At 48.2% G+C, this 18,063-nt stretch carries 13 protein-coding genes; 5 read left to right on the top strand and 8 right to left on the bottom strand.

Going from position 1 to position 18,063, the window contains the following annotated elements; genetic code table 11:
* The first annotated feature begins 5 nt into the window (after nt 1-5).
* On the top strand, nt 6-3,116 hold the full coding sequence (locus tag C510_RS0103680; RefSeq protein ID WP_018709991.1) for an efflux RND transporter permease subunit: 3,111 nt from the start codon (nt 6-8) through the stop codon (nt 3,114-3,116).
* A 7-nt stretch (nt 3,117-3,123) separates the two neighbouring features.
* The gene (locus tag C510_RS0103675; RefSeq protein ID WP_018709990.1) at nt 3,124-4,506 is read left to right on the top strand and encodes an efflux transporter outer membrane subunit; all 1,383 of its coding nucleotides are present in this window, start codon (nt 3,124-3,126) and stop codon (nt 4,504-4,506) included.
* Nucleotides 4,507-4,631: 125 nt separating this feature from the next.
* On the opposite strand, the gene C510_RS0103670 is transcribed toward C510_RS0103675, so the two are convergent.
* Complete coding sequence (locus tag C510_RS0103670) at nt 4,632-6,569, bottom strand: NAD(+) synthase (RefSeq protein WP_018709989.1); 1,938 nt, start codon at nt 6,567-6,569, stop codon at nt 4,632-4,634.
* A 161-nt stretch (nt 6,570-6,730) separates the two neighbouring features.
* Between C510_RS0103670 and C510_RS0103665 the strand changes: the two genes are divergently transcribed.
* Nucleotides 6,731-7,153, top strand: coding sequence for a Fur family transcriptional regulator (locus C510_RS0103665; RefSeq protein WP_018709988.1), 423 nt, complete (start codon nt 6,731-6,733; stop codon nt 7,151-7,153).
* 65 nt (nt 7,154-7,218) lie between these two features.
* Nucleotides 7,219-7,773, top strand: coding sequence for an NADH peroxidase (locus tag C510_RS0103660; protein WP_018709987.1), 555 nt, complete (start codon nt 7,219-7,221; stop codon nt 7,771-7,773).
* Between the two features lie 473 nt (nt 7,774-8,246).
* Here C510_RS0103660 and secG read toward each other — a convergent pair whose 3' ends face one another.
* From secG to C510_RS0103625, 6 genes are all read right to left on the bottom strand, one after another.
* Nucleotides 8,247-8,627, bottom strand: coding sequence for a preprotein translocase subunit SecG (secG, locus tag C510_RS0103650; protein WP_022339324.1), 381 nt, complete (start codon nt 8,625-8,627; stop codon nt 8,247-8,249).
* A gap of 6 nt (nt 8,628-8,633) precedes the next feature.
* Nucleotides 8,634-9,467: a hypothetical protein gene (locus tag C510_RS0103645; RefSeq protein ID WP_018709984.1), complete on the bottom strand. Its 834-nt coding sequence runs from the start codon at nt 9,465-9,467 to the stop codon at nt 8,634-8,636.
* 7 nt (nt 9,468-9,474) lie between these two features.
* The gene (locus tag C510_RS0103640) at nt 9,475-9,978 is read right to left on the bottom strand and encodes an LptE family protein (protein WP_373690392.1); all 504 of its coding nucleotides are present in this window, start codon (nt 9,976-9,978) and stop codon (nt 9,475-9,477) included.
* Nucleotides 9,979-9,991: 13 nt separating this feature from the next.
* Complete coding sequence (locus C510_RS0103635) at nt 9,992-11,284, bottom strand: sigma-54 interaction domain-containing protein (protein WP_018709982.1); 1,293 nt, start codon at nt 11,282-11,284, stop codon at nt 9,992-9,994.
* Nucleotides 11,285-11,361: 77 nt separating this feature from the next.
* Nucleotides 11,362-14,001: a DUF5686 and carboxypeptidase-like regulatory domain-containing protein gene (locus C510_RS0103630; protein WP_040365904.1), complete on the bottom strand. Its 2,640-nt coding sequence runs from the start codon at nt 13,999-14,001 to the stop codon at nt 11,362-11,364.
* Nucleotides 14,002-14,200: 199 nt separating this feature from the next.
* The gene (locus tag C510_RS0103625; protein WP_018709980.1) at nt 14,201-15,508 is read right to left on the bottom strand and encodes an inositol-3-phosphate synthase; all 1,308 of its coding nucleotides are present in this window, start codon (nt 15,506-15,508) and stop codon (nt 14,201-14,203) included.
* A gap of 332 nt (nt 15,509-15,840) precedes the next feature.
* Between C510_RS0103625 and C510_RS0103620 the strand changes: the two genes are divergently transcribed.
* The gene (locus C510_RS0103620; RefSeq protein ID WP_018709979.1) at nt 15,841-16,737 is read left to right on the top strand and encodes a PfkB family carbohydrate kinase; all 897 of its coding nucleotides are present in this window, start codon (nt 15,841-15,843) and stop codon (nt 16,735-16,737) included.
* 91 nt (nt 16,738-16,828) lie between these two features.
* Here the strand turns inward: C510_RS0103620 and C510_RS0103615 are convergent, their stop codons facing one another.
* A complete protein-coding gene (locus tag C510_RS0103615) occupies nt 16,829-18,043 on the bottom strand; it encodes a sugar MFS transporter (RefSeq protein ID WP_022339330.1) in 1,215 nt (404 codons plus the stop codon).
* Nucleotides 18,044-18,063 lie beyond the last annotated feature (20 nt).

Genomic DNA, 18,063 nt, shown 5'->3' with positions numbered 1-18,063 from the left:
TCCGTATGAAAGTAAGTTTTTTCATTGACAGACCCGTATTCTCGGCTGTCATCTCCATATTGATTGTCATTGTGGGTATCATCGGTCTGATGATGCTCCCCATTGACCAGTATCCGCAAATTACACCGCCGGTAGTCAAAATCAGCGCCTCTTACCCGGGTGCCAGTGCCGTTACCGTATCGCAGGCAGTAGCTACTCCTATCGAACAGGAATTGAACGGTACACCGGGAATGCTTTACATGGAATCCAACAGCTCCAACTCCGGAGGATTCTCGGCTACCGTCACCTTCGATATCTCGGCCGATGCCGACCTGTCGGCCGTAGAAATCCAGAACCGTGTGAAACTGGCAGAATCCCGTCTGCCGGCCGAAGTAATCCAGAACGGTATCTCGGTAGAAAAGCAGGCCGCCAGCCAGCTGATGACCATCTGTCTGACCTCGGAAGACCCGAAGTTCGATGAAATCTACCTGAGTAACTTTGCGACCATCAACGTACTCGACTTGCTCCGCCGTATTCCCGGCGTAGGACGTGTATCCAACATCGGTAGCCGCTATTATGCCATGCAGATTTGGGTGGACCCCGCCAAGCTGGCCAATTTCGGACTGACCGTGAAAGACGTACAGGACGCACTGAAGGACCAGAACCGTGAGTCGGCCGCCGGTGTCCTCGGACAGCAACCGGTGGAAGGGCTGGACATCACCATTCCGATTACCGCTCAGGGACGTCTGTCTTCTGTGAGCCAGTTTGAGGAAATCGTTCTCCGCGCCAATGCCGACGGTTCCATGATTCGTATGCGCGATGTGGCCCGTGTATCATTGGAGGCCTCTTCCTACAGCACGGAAAGTAGTATCAACGGCGGAAACGCTGCCGTACTGGGTATCTACATGCTTCCTGGAGCCAACGCGATGGAAGTAGCCGAAAACGTGAAGGAAGCGATGAAGGAAATCAGCAAGAACTTCCCGGAAGGCATGCACTACGAGATTCCTTTCGATATGACGACATATATCTCGGAATCTATCCACGAAGTATACAAGACTTTGTTCGAAGCACTGTTCCTGGTTATCGTGGTGGTATTCCTGTCTCTGCAAAGCTGGAGAGCCACGGTCATCCCGCTGGTAGCGGTACCGATTTCATTGATCGGAACCTTCGGCTTCATGCTGATATTCGGTTTCTCGCTCAACATGCTGACGTTGCTGGGATTGATTCTGGCCATCGGTATCGTGGTGGACGACGCCATCGTCGTGGTAGAGAATGTAGAACACCTGATGGAAGAGGAACACCTGAGCCCGTATGAAGCGACCAAGAAGGCGATGGACGGACTGACCGGCGCCTTGATTGCCACTTCACTGGTACTGGCCGCCGTATTCGTTCCGGTAAGCTTCCTTTCCGGTATCACCGGACAGCTGTACCGTCAGTTCAGTGTGACCATCGCCGTATCAGTTATCCTGTCTACGGTAGTTGCCTTGACCCTGAGCCCGGTGATGTGTTCGCTGATTCTGAAACCGGCCGACCCGAACAAGCCGAAGAACCGTGTCTTCAGGGCCATCAACAAATGGCTGGGCATCGGGAACAACCGGTACGTAGATGCCATCAAACGGGTAATCAAACACCCGCGTCGCGTCATCTCGGCATTCGGTATGGTCGTGATTTTCATCTTCATCCTTCATAAGGCGGTACCTACCAGCTTCCTTCCTACCGAAGACCAAGGTTATTTCACGGTAGAAATTGAGCTTCCGGAAGGTACGACCCTGGAAAGAACCCGTAACGTGACCAACCGTGCCGTAGAATTCCTGATGAAAGACCCGGCCATCGAATACGTGCAGAATGTAGCAGGTACCAGCCCGCGTGTGGGTACCAGCCAGGCACGAAGCCAGCTGACGGTCATCCTGAAGGAATGGAAGGAACGTGACAATACGACCATCAACAAGATTATGGAGTCTGTCCAGAACGAGTTGAAAGAATATCCGGAGTGTAGGGTCTACCTGTCTACCCCACCGGTTGTTCCGGGTCTGGGTACCTCGGGTGGTTTCGAAATGCAGCTGGAAGCCCGTGGTGACGCTACTTACGACGATCTGGTACGGGCTACCGACACCCTGATGCATTACGCCTCCATGCGTAAGGAATTCTCGGGTCTGTCCAGCTCCTTACAGGCGGAAATACCTCAGCTATACTTCGACGTAGACCGTGACCAGGTGAAACTGGCCGGCGTGCCGATGGCCGATGTATTCTCTACCATGAAAGCCTATACAGGTTCCGTATACGTCAATGACTTCAACATGTTCAACCGTATCTACCGTGTATACATCCAGGCAGAAGCCCCCTACCGCGAGCACCGTGACAACATCGGACTCTTCTTCGTCAAGGGAAGCGATGACAGCATGATTCCGCTGACGGCACTCGGTACTACCCAGTACACGACCGGTCCGGGAAGCATCAAGCGATTCAACATGTTCAACACCTCCGTCATCCGCGGAACAACCGCCAACGGAGCCAGCTCCGGACAGGCCATGGAAATACTGGAACAGATAGTCCGCGAAAAATTGCCGGATAATATCGGCGTAGAATGGAGTGGTCTCTCCTACCAGGAAAAACAGGCCGGCGGACAGACCGGTATCATCATCGCACTGGTATTCCTGTTCGTGTTCCTGTTCCTGGCGGCTCTGTATGAAAGCTGGACCATCCCGGTGGCCGTACTGATTTCACTTCCGGTGGCCGTATTGGGAGCCTATCTGGGTATTACGGTCTGCGGACTGGAAAACGATACCTACTTCCAGATTGGTCTGGTCATGCTGATTGGTCTGGCCGCCAAGAACGCCATCCTGATTGTAGAGTTTGCCAAAGACGAAGTAGATAAAGGAAAAGACATCGTAGAAGCTGCCCTCTATGCGGCCCACCTGCGTTTCCGTCCGATCCTGATGACCTCACTGGCCTTCATCCTGGGTATGGTCCCGATGGTAATCGCCAGTGGTCCGGGTTCAGCCAGCCGTCAGGCCATCGGTACCGGTGTATTCTTCGGAATGATAGTTGCCGTAACCGTCGGTATCATTCTGGTACCGTTCTTCTTCGTGATGATTTATAAAGCGACGAACAAGCTTAAAACCAAACATGCTAAATAACCCGCACATGAAAAGAATTCTACATACCCCATTCCTCTTCATCCTGGCTGCCTCCCTACTCTTAGGGAGCTGCCAGCTGGGTAAACACTATACACGTCCGGACCTGCACATGCCGGAACAACTGGACGACAAGAATGTAGATACCGCCTCGATAGCCGACTACCCCTGGGAACAGCTTTATAAGGATACAACCCTGCAGGCCCTTATCCGCAAAAGCCTCCTTTACAACAAGGACATGCTTATCGCTGCCGCCAGAGTGAAGGAACTGGCAGCCATCAAACGGATTGATTTTGCCAACATGTTTCCTCAAATCAACGCTAGAGTCTATGCCGAAAAGGAAGCAGACAATTATGGTGGTCACAAATACAACCCCGACAACCAGTTCGACCTGAAAGGTGTCGTCAGCTGGGAGCTTGACCTGTGGGGAAACCTGCGGTGGGCACGAGACCGGAGCATGGCTCAGTTCCTGGGCTCCATCGAGAACCAACGTGCCTTAAAGATGAGCCTGATAGCCCAACTGGCACAATCCTATTTCGAGCTGGTGGCCCTGGACAACGAACTGGCCATCGTCAAGAAGACCGTCGATGCCCGTAGAGAAAGCCTCCGTCTGGCCCGTATCCGTTACGAAGGAGGTCTGACCAACGAAACCGCTTTCCGTCAGGCACAGGTGGAATTGGCGCGTACGGCTACACTGGTTCCTGACCTGGAGAAATCCATCGCCTTGAAGGAAAACGAAATCGCCTTCCTTACCGGTGAATACCCGCATGACATTCAGCGTGCCGTCCTTCCGGAAGATGTCATCCTACCGGCCAGCCTGCCCATCGGACTCCCCTCTGCCCTGCTGGAACGCCGTCCGGATGTACGCTCAGCCGAACAGTCGCTGATAGCGGCCAATGCCGAAGTGGGAATGGCATTCACCAACCTGTTTCCGCGTATCACCCTGACCGCCCACCTGGGAGCCGAGAGCGAAGAGCTGAAAGACCTGTTGAGCTCGCCTTATCACCTGCTGAGCGGAACCTTGCTCCAACCGCTGTTTGCCATGGGAAAGAACCGGGCAAACCTGAAAGCCAAGAAAGCTGCCTACGAGCAAGCCGTATACAGTTACGAAAAAGCAGTGCTGAACGCCTTCAAAGATGCCCGCAACGCCATCGTGGCCTTCAACAAGACGAAAGAAATCTATGATACCCGTCTGCGCCTGGAACAAGCGTCCAAGAGTGCACTGGACCTGGCCCAGCTTCAGTACATCAACGGTGTCATCGGATACATGGACCTGCTGGATGCCCAGCGTGGATACCTGGACGCACAAATCAGCCTGAGCAATGCCGTACGCGACAAACAGATTTCCATGGTCAACCTGTATAAGGCTTTAGGCGGAGGCTGGAAAGAATAATTCCTCAAAATCGTTTCATATCGGGTATTCTTATACCCACTCACAAGAATCCCCTGATTTCACTCCATGCAGAAGAATGGAGAGAAACCAGGGGATTCTTTTTACTGTATTATGGTATTATAACCTCATCCTTGCAAATCTTCGCACTCTTTGAGCCAAAGAGCAGCACAGGCATCACTAGGCATACGCCAGTCACCACGGGGACTCAAGGAAACGGAACCCACCTTCGGTCCATCCGGCAAGCAGGAACGCTTGAACTGCTGGTTGAAGAACCGGCGGCAGAAATTGGTCAGCCACTTCTTGATGGTCGTACTGTCATAAACACCCTTAAAGGCTATTTCGGCCAGATAGAAAATCTTTGACGGACGCGAACCGTAACGCAGGAAGTGATACAGGAAGAAGTCATGCAGCTCGTAAGGACCAACCAAATCCTCGGTTTTCTGCTTGATGTTGCCGTTCTCGTCTGCCGGAATCAGCTCAGGGCTGATAGGCGTATCGATAATGTCCAGCAACGTATTCCGCGACAACGCATCCACTCCCGTCTGTGCCACCCAATTTACCAGATAACGGACCAAGGTTTTCGGGATGCTGGCATTCACGCCATACATGGACATGTGGTCACCGTTGTAAGTAGCCCAGCCCAAGGCCAGTTCCGAAAGGTCTCCCGTACCGATAACCAAGCCTCCAATCTTATTGGCATAATCCATCAGAATCTGGGTACGTTCACGGGCCTGTCCGTTTTCATAGGTCACATCGTGCTTGGACATGTCATGGTCAATATCCTGGAAATGCTGGATACAGGCATCCTTGATGCTGATGGTCTCGGTGGTCACCTGCAACGACCCCATCAGTGACAAGGCATTGTTGTAAGTACGGTCGGTGGTACCGAATCCCGGCATGGTAATACCCACGATTCCTTTTCTCGGGAGTCCCAGCTTGTCGAAAGTCTTCACACATACCAGCAGCGCAAGCGTAGAGTCCAATCCTCCGGAAATTCCTAACACAACGGTCTTACAACCCGTATGTACCAGGCGTTTTGCCAGTCCGGCCACTTGAATGGAGAAGATTTCCTCACAACGTTCATCCAGCACCTTACCCCCTGAAGGGACAAACGGGTGTGCTTCGACCGGACGGGTCAATGTCAAATCGCGTCCCGTCACCAGTTCCGTCGCGATCCGATGTACCGGCAGGTCCTTGTAATTACGCATGCTTCCCGCAAACGTAGTGTTCACCTGACGCTCGGCCCGCAGACGTTCCACATCGATTTCCGTAGCCACCAGCTGCTCTTCGAAAGAGAAACGTTCGGAAGCGGCCAGCAACGTACCGTTTTCGTAAATCAACGCATTTCCGGCAAAGACCACATCGGTAGTAGACTCTCCGAATCCGCAGGAAGCAAAGACATAGCCCGACAGACAACGGGCGGACTGCTGTGCCAGCAACGAACGCAGGTACTGGTGCTTGCTGATATTCTCCGTATCGGCCGAAAGATTGAAAATAATCTCAGCTCCCTTCAGCGCCAATTCAGAGCTGGGAGGAATCGTAGCCCATACATCTTCACAGATTTCTATGCCGAAACAGGTATCGGGCGTATCGAAAAGCAGATTCCTTCCGCAAGGCACCAACTGTCCGCACAGACGTACCGTCATATTCTCAGGGAAAGCGGTAGACGGGGCAAACCAACGTTTCTCGTAAAACTCCTTGTAATTAGGGAGATAAGTTTTCGGTACAATACCCAGAATTTTACCCTTCTGGAAAGCCACGGCACAATTCAGCAAGGTAGCATTCACCATGACCGGCATACCCACAATGGAAATGATATCCAACTGACGGGTATTGTTCATGACCTGCATCAAAGCAAACTCAGCCTGTTCCAGCAGCAACTGCTGGCCGAACAAGTCAGCACAAGAGTATCCTGTCAGATTCAGCTCCGGAAAGACCAGAATCTGTACACCTTTTCCATCTGCCACAGCAATCAGATTCTCGGTCTGCTGGGCATTAAACTTACAATCGGCAACCTTTACTGAAGGAACAGCAGCCGCCACTTTTACAAAACCAAATTTCATACTACAATGTTATATAATAGGTATTGACCTTGCAAAAATAAACAATCTTCACCTAAAAGCAAAAAAATACAAAATGGAACGAAGATATTTGTTTATTCAAAAAATGTTTGTACCTTTGCCTTCGAAATAAAATTGAAACAATTACAGAATTGAAAGAGAGTATGAACGTTTACGAATACCTGTTAAGTTACGGCATCAAGCCGTCCGTCCAACGGATAGCCATCATGGATTACCTGCTGAAGCATAGAACCCATCCGTGCATCGACGAAATCTACATGGCTCTCTGCTCCGAGATTCCTACCCTCTCGAAAACCACTGTATACAACACACTGAAGTTGTTTGTGGAACATGGAGCAGCCAAGATGTTGACAATTGACGAACGGAATGCCTGTTTCGATGCTGACACTACCATGCATGCCCATTTCCAATGCAAGGTTTGCGGTAAGATATACGATATTCAGTTGGAAGAGATTACCAGCGCCATCAAGCTGCTGGAAAAAGAAGGATATGCGGTTGAAGAAGCCCACCGCTATTACAAGGGCATCTGTCCCCATTGTGCCGAATCCGGTAATACAGGGAATTAATTAACAGACAGCTATCAAGCTAAAAAAATAACTGATTAACTAATAACTAAAAACTTTTAAACGTTATGAAAAAATTTATCTGTACAGTTTGTGGTTACATTCATGAAGGTGAAACAGCTCCTGAAAAGTGTCCGTTGTGTAAAGCTCCTGCTTCTAAGTTCAAAGAAATGGAAGAAACAGCAGAAGGTGGCTTGCAGTTCGTTGACGAACACGTTATCGGTGTAGCTAAAGGCTGTGACGATGAAATGATTAAGGACTTGAACAATCACTTCATGGGCGAATGTACTGAAGTTGGTATGTACTTGGCTATGAGCCGTCAGGCAGACCGCGAAGGTTATCCAGAAGTAGCAGAAGCTTTCAAACGCTATGCTTGGGAAGAAGCAGAACACGCTGCTAAATTCGCTGAATTGCTGGGTGACTGCGTATGGGATACTAAGACTAACCTGGAAAAACGTATGAACGCTGAATGTGGTGCTTGCGAAGACAAGAAACGTATCGCTACACGTGCTAAAGCTTTGAACCTGGATGCTATCCACGATACAGTTCACGAAATGGCTAAAGACGAAGCTCGTCACGGTAAAGGTTTCGAAGGTCTGTACAACAGATATTTCAAGAAATAATCTAACCATCCAACCATAACTTGCAGGAGGGACGCCCACCAGGGACGTCCCTCTTTTTTTGGAACCTCTGTTTGAGGGAGAAAAAACGTCCGTTCGTTTTACATCAAACGAACGGACGTTTTCTTCCAAACAAACGGATGTTCTGAACCAAACGTCCAGACATTTTGCAACCAGCGCCAAGACCGTCAGGATAGATACAGAGAGGACCGGACGACCATGGAGATGGCCCACAAAGAGAACACCTGTCGACACACCGAAGGGAGCCGTCTGAGTCAAATAGGCAAGCCAGGAAATGAAGCTGGAAAGTACTGGAAAATATGTGATAAAGGATGCGGAAAGCCGCTTCCGGAAGCCGTACCACCAGAACAGACTTTCCGGCCCAGCGCTGGCAGACAAGGCAAGAGGCAATATGTAAAAAGGCTCCCGGCAAAAGCCGGAAGCCTTCTCTATCTGAATTTCAGTATTCCCTGATATTAATTTGCTGTAGAATCACCTGCAGCAGGAGCCGTTGCAGCAGCGTCTGTTTTAGCAGCATCTGTTTTAGGTGCAGCAAAGCCTGCCGGAGCATTCAACGGATTAGTCTTCTGTTCCTGAACAGCCTGTTCCATGATAACTGATGATTCAGTTGCAGCAGTCGGAATCACATAAGAAGTAGCCACACTGACAACCACCATGAAAATAGCCAGCCCCCAAGTCAATTTTTCGATGAAGTCTGTTGTTTTACGTACCCCCATAATCTGATTGGAAGAAGCAAAGCTGGAAGAAAGGCCACCGCCCTTAGAGTTCTGCACCAATACTACGAAACACATCAATATTGCTGCAAGCACAATTAATACAACAAATAATAAATACATTTTCTTTTATTTTGATTTAGCGTTAATAATCAGTTTCTCTAAAAACCTAATTTGGTCTGCAAAGTAAATATTTTTTTTTGGATATTTCAAATTTAATTTTTTAATAATTTCCAATGCCTTGTCATATCTCTGCTGTTTGATGTAGATTTTAGCCAAAGTCTCTGTAAAATAGCTTTCGTCTTCATCTTCATCGGCCGTTTCCGACACTTCTGTGGCTTCCCCCTCATCCGGTGTATCCATGTCTTCGGAAGCAGGCTCCTTCCCCTCACCAGACGGAGCATCCGGAAGTATCTCCGCGTCTTCATCCGGGGTTCGGGAGATTTCCTGCTGGGCAGCAGATACATCGCCGGCACGGTCGCGGGCGATAAAGCTGTCTATCAGCTCCTGCCCCCGCAACTGGGGAGTTTCAGTCCCATCAGCCGAAGTTCCGTCTTCCGAGTTCATCAGTACGGACGTATAGTCCAGATTCACCTCCATCGTGAGCGGAATCTCTTTCGGAGTCTGCAAAGGCTCAGTACTTTCCGACAGGAAACGGTCTATCAAATCCAATGTACGGTCAGAGACATCCGATGCCGGCCGCTCTTCCGCATGTTTCTGGATGACAAAGCGGTCTCCTTCTATGTAATAGAACAATACGCCCAGATCGGCCACATAAAGCGCGCCCCGGCGCAACTCCTCACGGAAAGCCTCATCCTTCAGCAAATACAGGTTTTTCAGATACAGGACCCAGGCTGTCTGGAAATACGGATATCGTTCCAATAAGGCACGCAGCTCCTGCAGGCTTTCTTCTCCCAGAGATTCGGGATGTTGAATCCATTCACTTATCCGTTGCTGTATCATAATACCCTTACCAGTTTGCTACCGTCGCATTAAAAATCTGATCGACAATTTCATCAATCATCTGGTTCACCAAATCTTCCTGTACGGAAGACAACTGCTGAGTGGCATTGTATTCACGGCTGGCAGAGAACTGCTGCTCAAAATCTTCCGCATGGTTGGAATTATTGACGAACCGTACATTTACCGTCATCTTCAGTTCGGCCATCGTAGAGTAACCGTCGGAACCTACCCCTTTATTGTATGCGTCGTAATTCGTGATCTCACCGGAAAGCTGCAAGTCACCGTCACGCTTCACCTGCTGCAAACGGGTCTGCTGCATGAAAATATCCTGCAAAGCCGTATTGAACATCGATTCCATAGGTCCCCACACGAAGGCCTGCGAACGGTTCGGGAAGTTCTCGAAGGAAATCGTCTTCACCTTGTCATAGTTGATGGAAGAACCGTTGAACTTATACGAAATGGAACAGGCGGTCAGTACGCACAGCGATACCGATACCACCGCAAAAGTCATACCTAAATATTTTTTAATCAAGCCCATATTCTTTTATTTTCCGATAAAGGGTACGTTCTGAAATTTTTAAATCGTTTGCTGCGTTCTTACGTTTGCCGTGATGACGTTCCAAGGCCTTACGGATCATCTCCTTCTCTACATCATCCAGCGAGAGATTCTCTTCGATGTATTCTTCCGTATCCTGGACTTCGGACACATCTCCCGATGAAATCTTCACCGGATTTACATTGGCCACCGGCGTCACATTGCTGACCGTATGCATAACCACGGATTGCGTATCGCTTACCAGACTGACCGACGTATTCGGGATATAATGAAGGTCTGTATCGGAAGGTCTTCCACCTACAGGGACGGAACTGCCCCGTTCGGCCATGATGTCGTGCACCAGCTTCTTCAGCTCCGTGACGTCACGGCGCATATCGAACAACACCTGATACAGGATCTCGCGTTCACTCTCGAACCCTTTTCCATTTCCCTGGGGTTTTACTCCGAACAATGCCGGCAGGCGTGATTCTGTTTGTGCCGGGAGATAGTTCCGGAGGATATCCGCAGTAATGTCACGGTTTGTTTCGATAATGGAAATCTGCTCGGTAATGTTCTTCAGCTGACGGATATTTCCCGGCCAGCTATAGGCGGTCAGTACCTGCTTGGCATCTTCGGTGAGCTGTATGGCCGGCATGCGATACTTCTCGGCAAAATCAGACGCAAACTTCCGGAACAACAAGGCTATGTCATTGGGACGTTCGCGCAAAGGCGGTACCTTGATGGGAACAGTGTTCAACCGGTAATACAGGTCTTCGCGGAAGCGTCCGTTCGCAATGGCTTCCGTAAAATCGACATTGGTAGCCGCTACGATGCGAACATCGGTCTTCTGGACCTTCGAAGAACCGACCTTGATGTATTCGCCTGATTCCAGCACACGCAACAGACGGGCCTGGGTTGACAAAGGCAGTTCACCTACCTCATCCAGGAAAATCGTCCCGCCATTGGCCTCGGCAAAGTAGCCGTTACGGTCACTGATAGCACCTGTAAACGCACCTTTCTCATGGCCGAACAATTCAGAATCAATGGTCCCCTCCGGAATAGCACCGCAGTTCACGGCTATGTAAGGGCCGTGTTTCCGCCGGCTGAACTGATGGATAATCTGTGGAAAACTCTCTTTACCGACACCGCTCTCACCGGTTACCAGTACTGAAAGGTCGGTAGGAGCCACCTGCATGGCTATATCAATGGCACGGTTCAATCCATCGGTATTACCGATGATACCGAACCGCAACTTGACATTCTGTATTTCTGATTTTACCATAATCTACATTTCTGTTATACCATGACAAAAGTACAAAAACTTTAGTAGGAACAAGTAAATTTGGCAGAAAAAGTCTGTTAGAATACCGTACGAATCATGAAACGGATACCCCATTTGTTGGCGGTAGGAAGTTCGTTGTAATTCAACCGACGAACGTACTCTACATGCAACAACTTGAATATATTGTGTATACCCGCACTGATTTCAACGTAAGGCTTCTTCGGGTCCATGACGTAACTGGACGTATGATAGACTCCGGCAGCATCATAATGTCCGGGGAACAACATCAGGTCCGGATCGTTCGCGTTCTGAGCCAGGAACGGATTGTTCTTGTCCGTCAACTGCCCCCACAGGCACTTCACTCCGATGAACTCCCTCCATTTCAGCTTCTTCAGCAAAGGGATACGGTTGAACAGCTTTCCCTGCATATTCCACGACACATCCAGCGATGCATACCGGTCATTCAGGAACTCCATGTTATTGATCAGGCTGAAAGTCTCCTCCTGAATGATGTAAGACAGGTTTGCCGCCGGCATGATAAGCAAGGGGAACGGCACCTTATTCCACTGGATTCCGCCTTTCAGATGGGCATCGATATTTCCCCACGAACTCATCCAGAAACGTTTGTACAGCCCCACTTCCGTCATATTATAAGTATAGTCAGAGCCCAGAACACCTTTCAGCCCCAATGTATGCTGAAGAGTAAATACCGGAGCATCCAGATTGACCGGCAAACGGCGCTGCTTGGTATTGACAAATGTTTCACCGGGAGCATAGCGGAGAGCAACCGTAGCTTCGGCTACCGAAAAGTCGTGTACATTATAAGGCGAAGCTATCCATTCGGTACCGGAAAGGCTGCCCTGCTGTATATCCTGCTGAAGCTGAGCTTCCCCTTCCATGGTCCGATAGAACAATTTGCCACAAGGCTCGTAGTTGGAATGTTTTATCATGAACGTAGTCTTCAGACCGTTTGTCTGTTCCAACTCGTACTTGACACTTGCTGTCCGTTCATAGTTATACTGGTCTACGGTACAAACCTTGAACGAAGTAAAGACATTATCCTTGTCCGTACCCATGAATTTATCGCTGGGCAACATGTTATCGTATGAATAAGAGAAAGTCAATGAATTGATAGGATATTCCCGTGGAAGGTATTCCTTCTTCACAAACGAATATTCCACCTCGCCCTTGTATTTCGACTTCTCATCCTTGAATCCGTATGCATAATAGCCCCGCAGGAACAGGTGAGGATTCAGATTGGCAGTCGTCTGAGCCGATGCACGCAAACGCAAGCCATCGATATAGTTACTGGATATCATGGTATTGATAGGTCCGATATCGACTTTGCTGGGATGGTCCTTCGAACCGGTTTCAACAAAGTTCTCGATAAATGCCTTCGCTACGAAGATAATGTACTTGAACCCTTTGATTTTCGACAAGTTGTCTACGAACTGGTCCATCTCGCTTTCCGATTTGGTCAGTTGCGTAGGGCGGTATTCCTCCCAGAACTTATCGTCACGCATCATGGCATTGATGTCCTTTATCTCGTCACCCTTCCGTTTGAAGATACGTTCCGGTACTTCATCAAAGCCAAAATCGGAATAACGTGTGGTACGTCTTACCTGGAAAGAACCGAGCAGTTTCTTCAGGTAGGAAAGTTCGCAGAGCATGTCATCTTCCGACAACACCCATTCGCCCGTAGGAAGTTCGGTAAACACCTGATTGATAATCATGTGGTCGACGAAGTTAATATCGCTCTTCTTCGGCAGATTCATGACACATTTCTTCACTCTATAGGTAGAATCGGCCAATATGTATAGATGACCGGTAAAGCCAAAGTCCTGTGAATTGTTCGGCACAAAAGTCAAATGGAAGCACTTGTCGCGCTCCACCATCAGCGTATCCATGATGTAGTACCGATAAAATCCGATACCGGCATTCGACACTGGACTGTCAAAAGGATATTGCAGGAACCGAAAACGGTCCTGATAGATATTGATGTCCTGAAACACATCCTTCAACACGGTAGAAAGCATGTCTCCCGTATTGAACAGTTCATTCACCCCGGATGAATTCAACCCCTTGATAATGGTCTTTTCACTACGCGGGTCCTTGCGGTAAATCTTTTCCGATACGGTTTCATCTACCGATATAGGCAGGATATTCTTTCCCGTCACTTCGCACACTTCCACCTGGTCGCGGAAGAACGGATATTTCTTGAAAAGACTTGATTCCTTCAGAGAATCCTGGGTAATGTTATTTAGTGAAAAGGTGATTTTCTGATACTTGTCATAATGATAGAAATCGTTCTCTTCCAGGTTATTCGCTTTCTTGGCGTTCACCACCTTCTTCATCAATTCTACCGCCGGATTATTTTTACGCGAGTATTTTTCCTTCTTAGGCTTGATGACCACTTCGTCCAAAACCAAATCCGGCTTCATCTTAACATCCAGTCGGGTTGTCTTCGAAGACACGGTAATGACCTGGGTACGATAACCGACCATCGAAAATGTCAGTTTTGTCCATCCCGGATGTGGCGAAATGGAATAGTTACCGTCTATATCAGTAATTGTACCAACCCCCTTTCCTTCGTAATAAACATTCAGATAAGGAAGCGGGTCTCCCGAATCAGCATCGACAACAACACCTTGAATCTGAGCAGAAAGCCTGACACATCCCAAAAACAATATAAGAATCAGCAGTAATCTCTTTATCATATAACGATTAATAGCCTAGTCAATTTACTTTGAGGGAGTAAAATTACACAGAGTAAAGGGTTTTCACAAATCCAAGCCCCCGAAATACGAAATTCTTACCTTTTTTTATGAATAATAGTATAAAAAAATCCATTCTTTCCATGAAAAAAGGGAGTAGAACGCCTCTACTCCCCCTTGATATGTCGCAAAAGAACAAATCTTAATCGATTGTTTCATCGGCCTCATAACCACCCATTTCGCGGATAGCATTCTTCAGCATCACATACTGCTGGAACAAATGATTGACAGGCACCTCACCCTGGGTATAATCATGCATCGGACTCTTCAGGAAGAAACTCAGGAAGCGCTGGATACCGTAACGTCCGGCACGGGCAGCCAAATCACTCAGCAACACTAAATCCAGGCACAAAGGAGCAGCCAGGATAGAATCACGGCACAAGAAGTTAATCTTGATCTGCATCGGATAGCCCATCCAGCCGAAAATATCGATATTATCCCAGCCTTCCTTGTTGTCGTTACGGGGAGGATAATAGTTGATACGTACCTTGTGATAGTAGTCGGTATACAAATCCGGTTGCTTTTCCGGTTCCAAAATAGATTCCAGTGTAGAAAGCTTGCTGACCTCTTTCGTATGGAAATTGGCCGGTTCATCCAATACCAGACCGTCACGGTTACCCAAAATATTGGTAGAGAACCAACCGGACAATCCCAGGCAACGGGTTCCGATAATCGGAGCGAAACCAGACTTAACCAAAGTCTGACCCGTCTTGAAATCTTTACCGGCAATCGGCATTTTCGTTTTTTCCGCCATTTCCCACATGGCAGGAATATCGACGGTCGTATTCGGAGCACCCATAATGAACGGAGCGCCCTCTGCCAAAGCGGCATACGCATAACACATGGACGGAGCCACATGCTCACGGTCATCGGCCTTCATCGCCTTCTCCAGAGCAGCCAAGGTTCCATGAACCTCTTCGCATACAGGAACATATATTTCTGTGGATGCAGCCCACAATACGACGATGCGTTCACAATTGTTTTCGGCCTTGAAACGGCGGATATCTTCACGCAACTGTTCTACCATGTCCCAACGTGTAGCAGCATCCTTCACATTGGATCCGTCCAGACGCTTGGCAAAATTACGGTCGAAAGCGGCCTTCATCGGTACAATCCGTACCAGCTCATCCTTCACCGGCTCGATATCTTTTTCCTTCAGAACTTCACAATGGACGGCAGACTGATAGGCATTTTCCGGAAATACATCCCAGGCACCGAATACAATATCATTCAAATCGGCAATCGGCACAATTTCCTTGTAAGGCAGATATTTCTGGTTCTCACCCTTACCTACTCTAATCTTATCATACTGGGTCATGGAACCAACCGGTTTTGACAAACCTTTTCTGACCATCAGAACTCCCGTAATAAATGTAGTGGCTACAGCTCCCAAACCTACACACATTACCCCAAGTTTACCACTTGCAGGTTTTACATTCTTCTTTTCCATTTTTAAAATCTTTTCCTAGTATCTAGTGTAAATATTCCCTGCCAAGAGGGAACAACTCAGGTAAACATTAAACTGCCCAAATATAGGAAATAAAGCCATACTGTAAAATAAAAAGCCTAAAATATGCCCCTAAAAGATACTTTTGGGACAGAAATTCTTTAAAAAGGAACATTTTATCGCTCATATCCCTCTAAAGATGAGATATTTAGAAGACACCCTTCAATATTAAAAGATGTTTAGATAATTTAAAACAAAGTAGTAAGTCGAACAGTTACGACCGTATCTTAAAAAATATATGTAATTTTGCGGCCGAATTTAGTCAACAATATTTTATGAATGACATCTGTTGCATAGGACACATCACACTGGACAAGATAGTGACTCCTAAACAAACAACCTACATGCCGGGAGGAACTTCTTATTATTTCTCACACGGTATCAAGCACCTGAAAGACAAAGACAACTACAAACTGGTGACTGCATTGGCTCCCAGCGAATACAAGGCTGTCGAAGAAATGCGGTCAGCCGGAATACAGGTAGAGGTGCTTCCGAGTAAAAAAACGGTATATTTCGAGAACGTTTACGGAGAAAATCAGGATAACCGTACCCAACGTGTACTGGCAAAAGCTGACCCGTTTACGGTAGAAGAATTGAAGAATGAAGAAGCCCGCATCTTCCATTTGGGAAGTTTGCTATCGGACGACTTTTCGCTGGATGTCGTCAAATTACTTTCCGGAAAAGGTATTTTAGCAGTCGATGCGCAAGGTTATCTGCGTGAAGTACGGGGACAAAAGGTTTTTCCTGTTGATTGGAAAGACAAACGGGAAGCCCTGAAGTACATTGACATCCTGAAAGTAAATGAACACGAAGCCGAGGTTCTGACAGGATACAAGGATGCCAAACAAGCGGCTCTGCAACTGGCAGAATGGGGAGTAAAGGAAGTGTTGCTGACATTGGGAAGTCTAGGTTCCCTGATTTATGCGGAAGGTGTCTTCCATCAGATTCCGGCATACCCTCCTAAAGAAGTGGTGGACGCGACAGGATGCGGAGATACTTATGCCATGGGATACCTGTACATGCGTAACAAGGGGGCTTCATACGAAGAAGCCGGATGTTTCGCCGCTGCCATGTCGACCATCAAACTGGAAAAATCCGGTCCGTTCAGCGGAACTGAAGAGCAAGTGTGGAACATTATCCGGAACAGTAACCTACACCCTCAGGTTATCTAACCGTCCGAATTTCCCTGAAATAGAAAAACAACGGGACGGCAGATGTGTACCAAAGCAACATCTGCCGTCCCGCCTTTTTATCTATCCAAAATCAGTTGGAGGATTTACCTACAGAAACCATCTTCCAGGCATAGAGACCTACAACCACATATCCGGCCCAAGGAACCAGGAATGACCAGGCTATTGTAGTACAATCGGCTACATACCCCATCAGCAACGGACCTACGACACCACCCACCGGCGACATCATCAGGAACGACGAAGCACGCTTCGTATAATTCCCCAACCCTCTCAATGCCAAGGCAAAGATGGTAGGGAACATAATGGCTTCGAATGCATAGCCACAGACCAAAGCACCCAAAGAAAGCCATCCCGCATTAAGGATAACAATTGAAGTCGTCACGACAGTTCCGACGGCACATCCCAGCAACATTTTCTCGGCAGGAACACGGCGCATAATCCAACTTCCCAGGAAACGTCCGACCATGAAAAAGCTCAGACCGCCGAATGACAAGGCCAGCGAAGCATCACGGGCACTCATCCAACCCTGGTCTACGACGTAATTGATAAAGAAGCTATTGATGGAAATCTCACTCACCTCATAGGCGAACAAGGCTATCAGACCAAACACGAACAACCGGTGAGACCAAAGCCCTACCTGATGTCCCGTTGCGTCCATTTCTATCTCGTGCTTGATTTCAGGCAATTGCACCTTCGAAAAGACAGCAGCTACCAGAAGCACGACAATTCCCATCCCTGCATAGGGGATGGCAATGTTTCCACTTCCCATGGAACCGTCTTCCGAAAAAAGAATCAAGCCGGCCAACAGAGGGGCGCAGATGCATCCCAAGCCATTGAAAGACTGGGCAAAATTCAATCGGCTGGCCGCTGTTTCGCGAGGGCCAAGTTCCGTAACATACGGATTGGCAGCAGTCTCCAAAAAGGTCAGTCCGCAACCAATCACAAACAGAGAGAACAAAAAGAAGTTGAACGACAACCAATATTGTCCGGGAATGAACAACAATGCACCAATGCCATACAACAACAATCCGAACACGACTCCTCTCCGGTATCCATACTTGGTGATGAACAGTCCCGCAGGAATAGCCATCACGAAATAACCCAGATACATGGTAGCCTGAATGAAGGCCGAATGCGTTTTCGTTATGGATAGCAATTCCTGAAAATGCTTATTCATAACATCCAGGATAGCATGTGCAAATCCCCACAGGAAAAACAGGGAAGTCAATAATACGAACGGAACCAAGTACCTTTTATCGACCAAAGTCGCTTGCTGTTTCTTCATATGGAAGTCTCCTCCTGTCT

It is taken from the genome of Phocaeicola barnesiae DSM 18169 = JCM 13652, from assembly GCF_000374585.1.
GTDB lineage: Bacteria > Bacteroidota > Bacteroidia > Bacteroidales > Bacteroidaceae > Phocaeicola > Phocaeicola barnesiae.
This window is presented reverse-complemented; position numbering and strand designations above follow the sequence as displayed.

Bases quoted from the DNA above. Each gene is read 5' to 3' on its own strand.
- C510_RS0103645 (WP_018709984.1), bottom strand. From the start codon at position 9,467: ATGATACAGCAACGGATAAGTGAATGGATTCAACATCCCGAATCTCTG.
- C510_RS0103620 (WP_018709979.1), top strand. From the start codon at position 15,841: ATGAATGACATCTGTTGCATAGGACACATCACACTGGACAAGATAGTG.
- C510_RS0103635 (WP_018709982.1), bottom strand. From the start codon at position 11,284: ATGGTAAAATCAGAAATACAGAATGTCAAGTTGCGGTTCGGTATCATC.
- secG (WP_022339324.1), bottom strand. From the start codon at position 8,627: ATGTATTTATTATTTGTTGTATTAATTGTGCTTGCAGCAATATTGATG.
- C510_RS0103665 (WP_018709988.1), top strand. From the start codon at position 6,731: ATGAACGTTTACGAATACCTGTTAAGTTACGGCATCAAGCCGTCCGTC.
- C510_RS0103670 (WP_018709989.1), bottom strand. From the start codon at position 6,569: ATGAAATTTGGTTTTGTAAAAGTGGCGGCTGCTGTTCCTTCAGTAAAG.
- C510_RS0103630 (WP_040365904.1), bottom strand. From the start codon at position 14,001: ATGATAAAGAGATTACTGCTGATTCTTATATTGTTTTTGGGATGTGTC.
- C510_RS0103625 (WP_018709980.1), bottom strand. From the start codon at position 15,508: ATGGAAAAGAAGAATGTAAAACCTGCAAGTGGTAAACTTGGGGTAATG.
- C510_RS0103680 (WP_018709991.1), top strand. From the start codon at position 6: ATGAAAGTAAGTTTTTTCATTGACAGACCCGTATTCTCGGCTGTCATC.
- C510_RS0103675 (WP_018709990.1), top strand. From the start codon at position 3,124: ATGAAAAGAATTCTACATACCCCATTCCTCTTCATCCTGGCTGCCTCC.
- C510_RS0103660 (WP_018709987.1), top strand. From the start codon at position 7,219: ATGAAAAAATTTATCTGTACAGTTTGTGGTTACATTCATGAAGGTGAA.
- C510_RS0103640 (WP_373690392.1), bottom strand. From the start codon at position 9,978: ATGACTTTTGCGGTGGTATCGGTATCGCTGTGCGTACTGACCGCCTGT.
- C510_RS0103615 (WP_022339330.1), bottom strand. From the start codon at position 18,043: ATGAAGAAACAGCAAGCGACTTTGGTCGATAAAAGGTACTTGGTTCCG.